The organism is Aeromonas enterica (assembly GCF_054052465.1).
This window is the reverse complement of sequence record NZ_JBSTYL010000035.1, coordinates 19097-32127: the sequence shown is the minus strand read 5'-3', so window position 1 is coordinate 32127 and position 13031 is coordinate 19097. Positions and strand designations below refer to the sequence as shown.

At 60.8% G+C, this 13031-nt stretch carries 15 protein-coding genes; 12 read left to right on the top strand and 3 right to left on the bottom strand.

The window, feature by feature from the left end:
• Positions 1 to 218, top strand: a 218-nt coding sequence (locus ACW5XD_RS22390) for an IS3 family transposase (protein ID WP_456496796.1), incomplete at its 5' end; no start/stop codon positions are given.
• A 15-nt stretch (positions 219 to 233) separates the two neighbouring features.
• On the opposite strand, the gene ACW5XD_RS22385 is transcribed toward ACW5XD_RS22390, so the two are convergent.
• Positions 234 to 473: a hypothetical protein gene (locus tag ACW5XD_RS22385; protein ID WP_456496795.1), complete on the bottom strand. Its 240-nt coding sequence runs from the start codon at positions 471 to 473 to the stop codon at positions 234 to 236.
• A gap of 323 nt (positions 474 to 796) precedes the next feature.
• Positions 797 to 1750 (bottom strand): hypothetical protein, encoded by a 954-nt coding sequence (locus ACW5XD_RS22380; protein WP_456496794.1) that lies wholly within the window; start codon positions 1748 to 1750, stop codon positions 797 to 799.
• A gap of 315 nt (positions 1751 to 2065) precedes the next feature.
• Here ACW5XD_RS22380 and ACW5XD_RS22375 point away from each other — a divergent pair, with 315 nt between their 5' ends.
• The 7 genes from ACW5XD_RS22375 to ACW5XD_RS22345 all read left to right on the top strand — a co-directional run bounded on the left by ACW5XD_RS22375 (position 2066) and on the right by ACW5XD_RS22345 (position 9354).
• On the top strand, positions 2066 to 3649 hold the full coding sequence (locus ACW5XD_RS22375) for a CHASE4 domain-containing protein (RefSeq protein ID WP_456496798.1): 1584 nt from the start codon (positions 2066 to 2068) through the stop codon (positions 3647 to 3649).
• A gap of 226 nt (positions 3650 to 3875) precedes the next feature.
• Positions 3876 to 4526 (top strand): DedA family protein, encoded by a 651-nt coding sequence (locus ACW5XD_RS22370; RefSeq protein WP_043139268.1) that lies wholly within the window; start codon positions 3876 to 3878, stop codon positions 4524 to 4526.
• 81 nt (positions 4527 to 4607) lie between these two features.
• Complete coding sequence (gene speG, locus ACW5XD_RS22365; protein WP_456496797.1) at positions 4608 to 5159, top strand: spermidine N1-acetyltransferase; 552 nt, start codon at positions 4608 to 4610, stop codon at positions 5157 to 5159.
• A gap of 274 nt (positions 5160 to 5433) precedes the next feature.
• A complete protein-coding gene (locus ACW5XD_RS22360; protein ID WP_042866233.1) occupies positions 5434 to 6729 on the top strand; it encodes a DEAD/DEAH box helicase in 1296 nt (431 codons plus the stop codon).
• 137 nt (positions 6730 to 6866) lie between these two features.
• The gene (locus tag ACW5XD_RS22355; RefSeq protein WP_456496793.1) at positions 6867 to 7511 is read left to right on the top strand and encodes a DUF2913 family protein; all 645 of its coding nucleotides are present in this window, start codon (positions 6867 to 6869) and stop codon (positions 7509 to 7511) included.
• A 318-nt stretch (positions 7512 to 7829) separates the two neighbouring features.
• On the top strand, positions 7830 to 8870 hold the full coding sequence (locus ACW5XD_RS22350) for a M35 family metallo-endopeptidase (RefSeq protein WP_456496792.1): 1041 nt from the start codon (positions 7830 to 7832) through the stop codon (positions 8868 to 8870).
• A gap of 49 nt (positions 8871 to 8919) precedes the next feature.
• Complete coding sequence (locus ACW5XD_RS22345) at positions 8920 to 9354, top strand: protease (protein ID WP_456496791.1); 435 nt, start codon at positions 8920 to 8922, stop codon at positions 9352 to 9354.
• Here the strand turns inward: ACW5XD_RS22345 and ACW5XD_RS22340 are convergent.
• Positions 9351 to 10334, bottom strand: coding sequence for a questin oxidase family protein (locus ACW5XD_RS22340; RefSeq protein WP_456496790.1), 984 nt, complete (start codon positions 10332 to 10334; stop codon positions 9351 to 9353). The two genes, ACW5XD_RS22345 and ACW5XD_RS22340, sit on opposite strands and share 4 nt — an antisense overlap.
• A 66-nt stretch (positions 10335 to 10400) precedes the next feature.
• Here ACW5XD_RS22340 and soxR point away from each other — a divergent pair, with 66 nt between their 5' ends.
• From soxR to ACW5XD_RS22320, 4 genes are all read left to right on the top strand, one after another.
• Positions 10401 to 10865 (top strand): redox-sensitive transcriptional activator SoxR, encoded by a 465-nt coding sequence (soxR, locus tag ACW5XD_RS22335; protein WP_456496789.1) that lies wholly within the window; start codon positions 10401 to 10403, stop codon positions 10863 to 10865.
• A gap of 79 nt (positions 10866 to 10944) precedes the next feature.
• Positions 10945 to 11523, top strand: a complete 579-nt coding sequence (locus ACW5XD_RS22330; RefSeq protein ID WP_456496788.1) for an O-methyltransferase — start codon at positions 10945 to 10947, stop codon at positions 11521 to 11523.
• Positions 11524 to 11534: 11 nt separating this feature from the next.
• Entirely contained in the window at positions 11535 to 11945 is a 411-nt protein-coding gene (locus tag ACW5XD_RS22325; RefSeq protein ID WP_456496787.1) for a nuclear transport factor 2 family protein, read from the top strand.
• Between the two features lie 301 nt (positions 11946 to 12246).
• Positions 12247 to 13020, top strand: coding sequence for an amino acid ABC transporter substrate-binding protein (locus tag ACW5XD_RS22320; RefSeq protein WP_456496786.1), 774 nt, complete (start codon positions 12247 to 12249; stop codon positions 13018 to 13020).
• Positions 13021 to 13031: the final 11 nt, after the last annotated feature.

The following is a 13031-nucleotide window of genomic DNA, read 5'->3' as shown; positions in this document are numbered from 1 at the left end:
GCAATTGTCATGATAACGCGGTGGCGGAGAGTTTCTTCCAGCTCCTCAAACGCGAGCGGATCCGACGTAGAACCTATGCGGATCGCGAGGAGGCCCGGCAGGATGTGTTCGATTACATTGAAATGTTTTACAACCCCAAGCGTCGACACAGTTTCAACAATGGGCTATCGCCAGTAGAGTGTGAGAAGCAATATTTCGAACGGCTCAAAAGTGTCTAAAGAAGCCGGGGCGATTCAAAAGCTGGTACGTATATAAGTGAGCTCCTTGAGCCAGCTGATCTCTTCTGGTTGCAGTTCGCTTTTGCCATAGACAATCCGCATATCGATTTTGAGACGGTTCTTGTCGGTGAGTAGCTCTTTGATCCTGTCATTGAGTTTGAGAAAGGGACTGATGAGGATCAGTCGTTCCTTGGCATCCTTTATCAGTTCTTCAAGAAAATAGTTGGTCGCACTGGTATTCAAAAACTTGGCCATAGCAAAAATCTCTATTCCTCTTGCGCACCTGAGTTTCGTGATGCCGTTAACCGGATTGCAGGGCGAACTGGATTGGACACATAACAGGCTCCATACGAACAGTTCGGGTGTCGGAAAGAGCTACTATAGCGATTTAATCAGGACGAATGTGTGACAAATCCCACTAACTGTGGGACTCATCAGTGATTTATAACCTGTGGATCTGCGGGCAGGTAGAGGGCGGTGGCTGGGGGTTAGACGTTGCTGCCGGAGTGTCTTATGAGAAGAGAAGGTAAGATGAATCCCGCAACAGAGGTTGGGCGGCTCTGTTCCGTGGGCGGAGCTTAAAAACTCATGGCCAGCCCGACGCCGTAGCCGCTGGTGTTGTGGCTGAACATATAGCGGGCCACCAGCCGGGTGCGGGTCACTATGATGTCGTACTTGCTGCTGTCGAGCTCGATCCCGAGTCCCAGCGAGTTGAGGGAGTTGAAACCGAGCAGGCCCCGTTGCTCGCCGAGATATTCGGTGCGAGCCCCTTCCATCACGTAGCGCAGCGGCCGTTCCAGCAGTGTCAGATTGCTGATGGGGGCGCGACGGCGCAGATAGAGGCCGAGGTTTTCCGCATTGGCCTGGCCGGTCACGCTGTCCGAGGTGCCGCCAAAGCTTTGCAGATGCTGGTAGGAGTAGCGCAACTCGGCGTCGATATCCTGGCTGGGAGAGAAGAGCTCATAGTCGAGCATCAGGGCGCCGCCCAGGCCGTAGACATCGAGCCTGCCGCCATCGAGAAAATCGAGGTTCTTGCCCGTGTGTTGACCCAGCAGCCAGTTGCCGATGCGCAGATCGCTTGCCACCGTGCCCAGGGTGACGTTGCCGATGGGGCGCAGCACCCAGTTGCCGCCGTGGCGATCCTGATGCAGATGCAGATCCCAACCGATGCCGCCTGCGGCGGTGAAGCTGTTCCATTTGGTGGGCAGGATGCGGGTCTCGCTGCCATTGCTCACCACGAACTGGGGATCGTAGCGGCTAAAGCCCAGCGTCCCCTCCAGATAGATGGGCACGCTCTCGCTCATGGTGGCACCACCGCCGACCTGGGTCATGTTGAGCGCCGCCGACTGGTTGGTGCCGCTGCCGATATTGATGTTGCTGGCAGTGATGTCGGGCACCACCGTAAAGGTCATCAGCGAGACCACCGCATTGGCGCGTTGCTGCACCAATGACCCTTCGTCGGCCATGGCATTGGTACCGAGCAGCAGGCTGATCAGCAAGGGCAAACAGGTGTGAGGGATGTGTGAGGGCATGCCTTGTTCCCGTGAAGCCTCGTCCGGTGAGGCGCCGTTACACTGTAGCGATTTTTTATCGGCTTGGCAGCCCTGTTGATGAGTCGGTTGACTCTTTTGACTCGCTGGTTCACGGGTAAGATGACAGGCGCGGGCGGTCCCTCGATTGTGCCGATCCTCTGCGGTGCGGCCCCCTTTGATGACAAGTATCCGCGCATCGTGGAATGACGCGGGACCAAGCGACAGACCCCGTTACCGGTTTTTCGCGTCGGGCACGGGCGCGCAGGCAAAATCCATTAAACTCAATGGGTCACTTGTCCGGGAGTGTGGGTGGAGATGAAGATCAGCCGCAAGATTACGCTGACCATAGTGCTGACATTGTTACTGTTGCTGGGGGTTGGCTATGTCGGCCTGCATTATGTGGTGGGTAGCAAGTTTGGTGAACTGGAACGCATGAGCGTGGAGCGCAACCGCGAACGGGTCAGGGCCGTGGTGCAGGCTGAACTTGGCCAGCTGACCATGCTGGGGCAGGATTGGTCTGAATGGGACGAGACCTATGCCTTCATGGTGAGCCGCGCTCCCGCCTATCTGGCGGCCAACTTCAATGTGCGCACTTTTGAGACCCTGGGGGTTGATCTGCTGGCACTCTACGACGGGGACAAGCAGCCGCTGGTGGCCTTTGCCTACCAGGCCGGCAAGCTGGTTTCACAAACGCCAGCCCAGCTGGGGAGCTTGACCGATTACCTGATGCGCCACGGCACGCTCAAACCCAACGCCGGCATCTGGTTTGACGGCGAGCACTATTATCTGCTGGCTGCCACCCAGATCCTGAGCAGCGAGGGGGAGGGACCCAGTCGCGGTACTCTGTTGCTGCTCAAGGCATTTACTCCGAAATTCATCCACCAGCTACAAAAACGCACTGCCCTGTCGCTCACGTTTCTGAGCCCGGATCAACTCGCTGCCAGCCTGGGCGCGCCGACCCTGACCCGGCTCAGGGCCAACGACAGCCTGATCCTGCCGCAAGAGGAGCGGTTGCTTACCCTGGCCCAGATCGACACCTTGCAGGAGGAAGCGCCCCTCATCTTTTGCTTCACTCTGCCACGGGATCTGATGCTGGAGGGCAAGGCCATCGAGCAGCGCATCTTCTGGTTGCTGGGCTTGGGAACCCTGCTGTTTGCCGCCCTGGTGCTGCTGATCCTCAATGGCTACATCGCTGCCCGTTTGCAGCGGTTGAGTGCGAACTTGCGACTCATTGCTGACGATGGTGCTGTGCGCCGGCTGCTGGTGGAGGGCAATGACGAGATCTCCCAGGTCGCCATCGACTGCAATCGCATGCTCGATCATCTGGACAGCCTGCGCCGGCAGCAGGTCGACAGCGAAGCCCGCCAGCAGTTGCAGCACGGGGCCCTGATCCACCTGGCCAAGAGCGATCTGTTGACCGGCGAGGATCCGGGACAGGCCGCCCGCCATATCAACGAGGCGGTATGCGCCGGCACAGGCGCAGCGCGGGCCAGCGTCTGGTTCAGTGCCGAAGACCGGCAATCCATGTACTGCCAGGATCTCTTCTTCCTGCCCAAGCTCCACCATCAGCAGGGCTTTCACCTGCCTTATGCGCTGATCCAGGGACGCTACGAGGTGTCCAAGCCCGAACACGAACCCTGCCTCATCCTGCGCGAGCCCTATGATTTGGCGCGCTTTGGCGCCATGTTGGCCCAGCTCGGGCTGGAGGGGCTCTCCGGCACCATACTGATGGCGCCCCTCAAGCAGGGGGATGAGCTGCTCGGCTTCATCATCGCCGAGCGGGCCAGTCTGGAGGAGATGTGGCACCCCGACGAACTCGCCTTCGTGTTGTCGGTGTGCGATCTCTCCGCCCAGACCCTGCTAACCCTCACCAAATTGCAGCGGCTCAAACGCAGCTGAAAGTGATGTGCAGAGCGCCTCTTCCTTGCGGATAAGGCGTTGTTTCTCCTGTTCAGCCGATTATCTCCACTATCCGTGACCTGCATTAATTTTTTGTTCACTTGGCCGGGTGTATAAGAGGCCTCCCTCAGGGAGAGACGGGATATGGCGACAAGGAGGGTCTGCCGCGCCGGTGGCCAATGGGCCGCCTACTATGGATGATCACTATGTTGATGGGAGTCACCAGATGCAGGAAATGCTGCTTGCCATATGGCAACAGGACTTTAACCAATTGATCCAGATGCAGGCGGTGGGCCTGCTCGTCACCTGCCTGGTGGTGATCCTCTTTCTCGAATCGAGCTTCGTCTTTTTGCCCCTGCCCGGTGACAGCCTGGTGCTGCTGGCCGGTGGCCTGGTGGGGATGGGGGTGCTCGGCCCTGAAGTCACACTGATTTACATGCCCCTTGCCGCCGGGCTTGGCAGCCTGATCGCCTATCTGCAGGGCCATGCGCTGCACGGCACCTCCTTCATGGGCCATGTGGAGCGGATGATCCCGGACGGCAGCCTGCCACGGGCCTCGCGTCTGCTGCACAGCTACGGCTTCTGGGCCATGTTCTCCTCCCGCTTCGTGCCCTTCGTCAGGGTGCTGACGCCCATGCTGATGGGGGTCTCGCGCCTGCATCTGCCGCGGGTGATGATGGCAAGCTTTGCCAGCGCCTTCCTCTGGGCCCTGCTGCTCAGTCTGGTGGGCAAGTTCGTGATGGCGGCCCCCGTGTTTGCCCAGTATCACGAGCTGATGACCAAGTGTCTGCTGGTGACCTCCCTCGGCCTGTTCGTCATCGCCATGGCGGCCATCGCCATCCGGCTGCTCAAGCGCCCGACCAACCGCATCCGCTGATCGGTTGCGGGCCGCCCGCATGTTGCCTGTGAATATTCACCTGACCCTGGCGCGGCCCCGAGCGGGCCGCCAGGGTCGCCCATCAACCTTCAAGCAGGTACCTTATGTTATGACACCCTGAGTCTTCGTCCTCTCGAGCGAGAGGATCTGAAATTTGTGCATCAGCTCAACAACAACGCCAGCATAATGCGTTACTGGTTCGAGGAGCCTTACGAGGCTTACATGGAGCTGGCCCAGCTCTATGACAAGCACATCCACGATCAGCACGAACGCCGCTTCATTCTGGAGGTGGCCGGCACCCAGGTCGGGCTGGTGGAGCTGGTGGACATTCGCAGCATTCATCGCCGCGCCGAATTCCAGATCATCATAGCCCCCGCCTATCAGGGGTTGGGTTATGCCAAGACGGCGACCCTGAAGGGGATGAAGTACGCCTTCAACGTGTTGAACCTGCACAAGTTGTATCTCATCGTCGATCGGGACAACGCCAAGGCGATCCACGTCTATCAGGGGTTGGGGTTCGAGCCGGAGGGGGAGCTGAAAGAGGAGTTCTTCATCGATGGCAAATATCGCACCGCCATTCGCATGTGCCTGTTTCAGCGTGATTTCAAAGCAGATGATGCAAACCGGAACTAAGGTTGCCTGACGCCTGAGTGCCCAGGGGGGAGGGCGGCGCCGGCCTGTGTCAGCCTGGCCTCTCCCCCGGTCGGCGCGTTTTGGCCGCAGGATAAAAACTCAGGTCATTTGAGGCAGAATTTGTGATGCCTATCTGTTACACTTCGCGCCCGCCATTTTCCGGCTCACTTTCTGACTTGATGTCGGACGCAGCCACCGGTGGTATCAACCTCCGCCTCGCCTACGCCGAGCCGCAAGCCAAACACAGCCCAGCTGGAACACAGGAACCCAATTTATGAGATTTGAATCGTTCGATTTTGCCCCCGAGATTTTGCGTGCCGTCTCAGATTGCGGTTATCAGGAGATGACCCCTGTGCAGCGCCAGGCGATCCCGACCATACGTCGTGGTCTCGATGTGCTGGCCAGCGCCCAGACCGGGACCGGCAAGACTGCCGCCTTCGCCCTGCCCATACTGCAGCGCCTGGTGGACAAGCCGGCCGAGCTGCAACCGTCCAACGCCCGTGTGCTGATCCTGACCCCGACCCGCGAGCTGGCGGCCCAGGTGGCGAGCAACATCAATGATTTCGCCAAGTATCTGGATGTGACCGTGCTGACGCTCGTTGGCGGCGGCAAGCAGGATGTGCAGGCCAAGAAGCTGAAAGCGGGTGCTCACATCATAGTGGCGACCCCGGGTCGTCTGCTGGAGCACCTGACTGCCTGCAACCTCAGCCTCTCCGGCGTCGAGTGTCTGGTGCTGGACGAAGCGGATCGCATCCTCGACATGGGCTTTAGCGCCGATGTGCAGCAGATCCTGCAAGCGGTCAACAAGGAGCGCCAGAACCTGCTGTTCTCCGCCACTTTCTCCGACGGGGTGAAGAAGCTGGCCAACGTCATGCTGGACAAGCCGCAGATCATCAGCGTCAACAAGCAGAACTCCACCGCCGATACCGTCACTCACACCGTTTATCCGGTGGAGCAGAAGCGCAAGCGCGAGCTGCTCTCCGAGCTCATCGGCAAGCAGAACTGGCCGCAGGTGCTGGTGTTTGCCAGTACCCGTGAAAGCTGCGACGAGCTGGTGGCCGAGCTGAACCTGGATGGCATCAAGTCCGCCGTGGTGCATGGCGACAAGGCCCAGGGTAGCCGTCGCCGCGCCCTGCGCGAATTCACCGAAGGCAAGGTGCGGGTGCTGGTCGCCACCGAAGTGGCCGCCCGTGGTCTGGACATCCCGGATCTGCAGTACGTGGTTAACTATGATCTGCCGTTCCTGGCCGAAGACTACGTGCATCGCATCGGTCGTACCGGCCGCGCCGGCAAGAGCGGCATGGCCATCTCCTTCGTCAGCCGCGAGGAAGAGCGCACCCTGCTCGAGATCGAGGCGCTGATCGGCCAGAAGATCCGCCGCGTCATGGTGCCGGGCTACCAGGTGGGCAACCGTGACGAGCTGATCAAGCAGTTGCAGGAGCGTCGTCGCTTCGGCAAGCGCCCCCAGCGCGATGACAACGCCGCCGCCCAGGCCATGGCCGAGGCCAAGCTGCAGGGCCAGCGCCTCAAGCGTCTGGCAGCAATGAAGAAGCCGCGCCAGCCGAAGTAAGCGCGCTCAACCCCGCCCGGGCCTTCCCCTTGTCAGGGCAGGCCGGGAGGGGCGATTTTGTATATAAAGGCGCCACTGGCGCCTTTATGCTGTTGATGACCCGGCCTCTGGCCCGCCCGTCTCTCTGAGGACTCGTGATGACACCTCCCAACTACAATCAGGCCCTGCTCGACATGGCCACCCAGAGCCTTGCCGAGCTGGCGCGTACCGCCGAGCAGAAGGCGGGCAAGCGCACCCCTGCCCAGGAGAGCCATTTTCTCTGTACCTGGATGGCTGACTCCCTCAAGGAGAAGCGCTTCTCCCGGCTGGTGATGGAGGATCTGAAAGGTTGGATCCAGCAGGGCCGCACCCTGGGTGCCGGTGCCGATCTCAAGGGCTTGCTGGAGCGCATCGCCTTCCAGTACGCCCGCGCGCAGGCCGACTCCCAACAGCTCGGCACCAGGCTGGTCGCCATGCTGGCCGAGCTGGAAAGTGCGGGTTGGTTAGTGTTTACCGACAGCGAGGTGAGCGCCAAGCTGCGCCTGCAGGGGCAGGGCCAATCCAGCCTGGTGATCTCCAGCCGCGAATATGGCGAGCACCTGGTCCAGGGGGAGCTTGTCAAGCCACTGACCCTCTATGCGCGCTGTGATGAAACACAGCTGGCCGAGGCGGCCTTTCGCCACGGTCTGCTGCTGAGCCAGGGCAACAAGAAGACCACACTGGTCAAGCACCACAAGGCGTATAGTCTGGTGCCTGCCAACCTGCAGCCCGCGCTGGCGCTGTTGGCCGAGGCGAAAGCCTGACGGCGAGCCCCTTCCTCTGCCTTTCCCAAACCCCGGCCTGGCGCCGGGGTTTTTTATGCGCGGCGAGCGGCGATGGGAACGCCGGGGAGGCGAGGAGAGCCAGGGGCAAGTGGGATGGGGAGTGGGACTGGCTCGCCCCGTTTTTGTCGCGGATGGTTTGTCGCATCGGGCTATTTCCTCCTCTTTCCCCCTCTGATGGGGGGCGTCCCCCATATGGTGGGATGGTGGCGGAAAATTTCTGCTCTAGGGTGGATTGGCCCCAAAGAGGGCCTTAAGGAAGCAAACCGCCTGATGGCGATACTCAATGAATGAGGAAACATGATGAAAGCGACTCCCATTGCCCTGCTGCTGGCCGGTGTGCTGGCCTCTCCGCTCTGCGCCGCAGGGCTCGACGCCCAACTCACCCTGGTGGATGGCAGCACAGACGATGTGCGCGTCAACCTGACGCTGACCAACACGGGTGACAAGCCGATCCGCCTGCTCAAGTGGCAACTGCCGGGCAGTGAAGATGCCCCCCTGTTCCTGGTGGAACGGGATGGCCAGCCGGTCAGCTACGAGGGGGCCCTGATCAAGCGGGCGGCGCCGACCGACAAGGACTTCCAGCAGCTCAAGGCCGGTCAGAGCCTGACGGTGCAGGCGGAGGTGTCGGGTCTCTATGACATGAGCGCCCAGGGTCAGTACAGCATCCGTTATCAGTTGCCGACCGTGGCGCAGGAGGCGAAGGCCACCAAGGCCAAACAGGTCCAGGCGAGCGAATCCAATGCCATCACCCTGTGGGTGGAGGGGGTGAATGATGAGCGAGTCCAGGCCAAGGTGGCCGCCGCCGAACCTCAGGCCGTCACCGCCTCGGTCAGTTTCAGCGGCCGCTGCAGCAACACCCAGAAGAGCGACATTCTGGCCGCGCTCGATGCCGCCAGCGGCATCAGCAACAACTCCAGCAGCTATCTGGCTGTGGACAAACCTGATGGCCAGCGTTATCGCAGCTGGTTTGGCGCCTATGACGCCTCCCGCTGGGACCAGGCCGAGGGGCATTTCAGCAAGATCAAGGATGCCATCGACAACAAGCCGCTCACCTTCGACTGCGGCTGCAAGCAGAGCTATTTTGCTTATGTCTATCCGGATCAGCCCTACAAGGTCTATCTGTGCAAGAGCTTCTGGACCGCGCCCGTCACCGGGACTGACTCCCGTGCCGGCACCATAGTCCATGAGCTGAGCCACTTCACCGTGGTGGCAGGCACCGACGATCTGGGTTACGGTCAGGCCAATGCTCGCAATCTGGCGAAGACAGATCCGGTCAAGGCGCTCAACAACGCCGACAACCACGAATACTTCGCCGAGAATACCCCGAGCGAAAATTGATCCGCTGACAGGGGCCGCGAGGCCCCTTTTTGATGTTGAAGGAGGCGCCATGATGACACTCTTGCTCACGACCCTCGCACTCGCCCCCCTGCAGTGCGAGCTGTCGGTCAAGGCACAAAGCCGGGTGGACGAGCCCTTGCCCCTGGTGATGACCTTGATCAACAAGGGGGAGGGGCCGCTTGAGGTGCTGAGCTGGTTCACCCCGTTCGAGGGCTGGTTTGCCGATGCCATCGAACTCACCCTGGATAACCAGCCGCTGCCCTATAAGGGGCCGCTCGCCAAGCGTGGTGCTCCCGCGGCCGACGACTTCTTCATACTGGGGCCGGGCCAGCAGAGCCAGGCGGATGCGGATCTGACCCAGGTCTACGATCTGTCGCGCCCTGGCCTCTATCACCTCAGCTATCGCACCCAGCCCTTGACCCTGACTCAGGGGGTTGCCCCGCGTTGTCCGGCCATCAGCTTCAGTCGCCTGGCTGCGCCCTAGGCTGGCTGACACGCCTTGCTGCTGGTCGCATCCAGCAGCCCCACAGCGCGGGCCGCCACCGCCAGATAACGAGGCGATATGTCCCGTTCCCGCCAGCAGCAGTGCACCAGCTTGATCACATGATCGTCCAGGCTGGCCAGTGCCAGTGGCAACACCCTCTCCCAATCCAGCCCTGTGGTGTCCGGCCAGCGCGGGGAACGCAACGCGGGCGCCCCGACCGTGATATAAGCTGCCGCCACCGCCTGCCACATCAGGGTTTGCCACTGTGCCTGCCACTCGCCGGGCAACTGTTGCGCGACCAGGGCGGCGGCCCGGCTGCCTGTCACCATGTGCAACACGGTGAAATTGCCGGTCTGCCAATAGAGCTGCAAAGCGATCTCGGCCAGCTGGGCCAATACCGCCGACGACTCGACGAGTGAGCGTGGTAGTGTGCCTGGCCAGCGCGGCGCCTCTGCCACCTGCTGCAATCGCCCCGTGATCCACTCGCCCTGCCAGCTCGCACCCTCCCACTGTTCGGATATTCCGGCCAACAGGCTGGCGACGTCCCGGCTGGGCGCGGCTTCTCCGGCAGGCGGTATCAGGGGACGGCACTGCCAGGCAGCCAGCGCCGCGGCCTGCTCCCCCACATGGCCATTTTCAAGGGCGCAGGCGAAGCGGATCAGGGGGTGAAAGGCCCCTCCCGCCGGTGAGAGTCGGCGTGCCAGCAGTGCCGCAAAGGTGGGCTGCCAGCCTTCGGTCACTAGCCGACTTGCCAGCTGCTGGCGCAGCCGAACGAAATTGACCTCATCCTCCCCCAGGCTTGTTTCCCCGCTTGGCAGCGCATGGTTTGCCTGCCAGTGATCGAAGAAATGCTGCAGCTGGCGGGGACTGGCTCCCATCTCGTGCAGGGCGTGCAGTGCCATCGGGCAGTGGTTGGTGGTGCCCCGACCATTGAGGGCAAAAGTACGGTTGGCATCGAGCAGGCGATGAAGATGATACATAATCGTTTGACTCCTTTCTCTAAGGGAGACAGGATTGTGCAAGTTAAAGCTAACTTGAGGTCAAGGATGGATACGGATCGCAAGTGGTTAGCCATAGGCCAGATAGCCAGGCGCTCCGGCGTCAACGCCAGTGCCTTGCGTTTTTACGAGCAGAAGGGGCTGCTTCGCAGCGTGCGCAGCCAAGGGGGGCAGCGCCTCTATCCACAGGATGCGCTGCGCCGGATCGCCTTCATCCGGGTGGCGCAGGGGATGGGGCTGAGCCTTGGCGACATTGCCGATGCCCTCGCCGGGTTGCCCGATGGTCGCACACCGGATCGCCGCGACTGGGAGCAGATCGCCAGCCAGTGGCAGGGGGTGCTCGATCAGCGTATCGAGGCCCTGCTGCAGCTCAAGGGCAAGCTCACCTCCTGCATCGGCTGCGGTTGCCTGTCGCTCGAGCACTGCGCCCTTTACAACCCGGATGATCAGGCCGCAAGACAGGGCGCCGGCCCCCGTTATTTGCTGGGGGATGCGCCGCCGTCCGACGAGTGATCAGCAACACGATGAACATGAGTGTCGACCCAGCCATGCCATGCACAGGGCCGACTCGTTTAACCGTCAAGGAGGAGACATGGCACTGGAACAGCTTAAACGGGAGTTGGAGCAGTTTGGCGAATACAACGACAGCCAGCAGCAGACCCGTGGCAGCAAGATGCTCAACATCACCCGCGATACCGGCGAACTGCTGGCGGTGCTGGTGCAGACCAGGGGGGCAGACGCCGTGCTGGAGATAGGCACCTCCAACGGTTACTCCACCCTCTGGCTGGCCGAGGCGGTACGCAGGCTCGATGGCCGGGTCACCACCATAGAGCAAGATGAGGGCAAGCGGGTCATGGCCGCTGCCAACTTCCAGCGTGCCGGCCTGGGCCCCTGGATCACCCAGCTGGCGGGCGAGGCGGGGGCCCTGCTGGCCGAGCTGCCGACGGAAGGTTATCAGCTGGTCTTCCTGGACTCAGATCGTCAGCACTATCGGGCCTGGTGGCCGCAGATCCGGCGCCTGCTGGCCCCTCGCGGCCTGCTGGTGGTGGACAACGCCATCTCCCATCGGGGCGAGATGGCCGAGTGGATGAGTGAGGTACAGCGCGATCCGGCCTTCCAGAGCACGCTGGTGCCGGTGGGCAAGGGGGAGTGGCTGGTGGTGCGTCTGTAGGGAGAGTGAGCATGGAATTCAAGACCATGGAACCAAGAGCTGTGGTAGAGGCCTATTGGCAAGCCATGCAGAGCAACGATTTTGCCAAGGCGGCCAGGTGGCTGTGCGAGGATTATGTCTGTGACTGGCCGCAGTCGGGCGAGCGGATCGCGGGGCGCTGCAACTTCATCGAGATCAATCGCCGCTACCCGGCGGCCGGGCCCTGGAATTTCGACGTCGTCCGGCTGCTGGAGCAGGGGCGGGAGGTGGTGACCGAGGTGTTGATCACCGATGGTCAGGTACAGGCTCGCGCCATCACCTTTCACACTGTGCGCGGGGACGCCATCCTGCACCAGACCGAGTTCTGGCCCGATCTCTACGAAGCACCTCACTGGCGTCGGCCCTGGGTGACCCCGATCCCCCGGGAGTCGCAACTCGCCTGATCCTGTCCCCCAGAGTGAGTCATGCCACCCTGGGGGAATGCTTACTTTGTCTTGTTACCTTGCATTTATCCTCGTTATCCATTATTTCGCTAAATATCCTCACATTTCATTGTTTGGCAATGGAATGGCCCGCGTTATGTTTTGTCCATACCGATAGTCAGCCGGATTAATATGTGATGCTGCAGGTAATGATATTAATCGGCCCACTACGAATTCAGGTTTTGAAAATAATAATTGCATGGCGCCAATATGTTTTATTTGGCAAGCGTTCTGGGTATTTATAAATATAACGAGGTGGATCATGAAAAAAGTACGTTCCCTGTTTTTGCTGGCGGCGCTTCCGCTGGCCCTGATGACATCGGCCGAGGCCCAATCCAGCCTCGTCGCCATTCAGAGTGCCGGGGTGATCAAGATAGGCACGGAAGGGGCCTATCCTCCGTTTACCTACCACGACAAGAGCGGCAAGCTGGTGGGTTTTGATGTTGAGATTGGCGAGCTGATCGCACGCGGTCTCGGGGTGAAGCCCGAGTTTGTCGAAGGCAAGTGGGACGGTCTCATCGCAGGGGTGGATGCCAAGCGATACGATCTGGTGCTCAACGAAGTGGCCATCACTCCAGAGCGGCTGAAGAAGTACGACTTTTCAGACCCCTACATCACCTCCAAGGCAGTGGTGGTGGTGCACAGCGACAACGGCACCATCAAGAGCTTCGCGGATCTGAAGGGCAAGAAATCCTCCCAGTCCCTGACCAGCAACTTCGCCCAGCTGGCCAAAAAATCGGGGGCCGAGGTGGTGGCCACCGAGGGGTTCAACCAGTCCCTTGAACTGGTGTTGACCGGGCGGGTGGATGCCACCATCAATGACAGCCTCTCCTTCCTGGACTTCAAGAAGCAGAAGCCGGATGCCAAGTTGAAGGTGGCGGCGACCGAGCCGAAGGGGGATCAATCGGCCGCCCTGCTCGCCAAGGGACAACCGGAATTGCTGGCCGCCATCAATCAGACGCTGCGCACCGCCAAGCAAGACGGTGCCTATCAGAAGATATCGCTGAAATATTTTGGCACCGACGTTTCGAATTAATAATTCGGCCG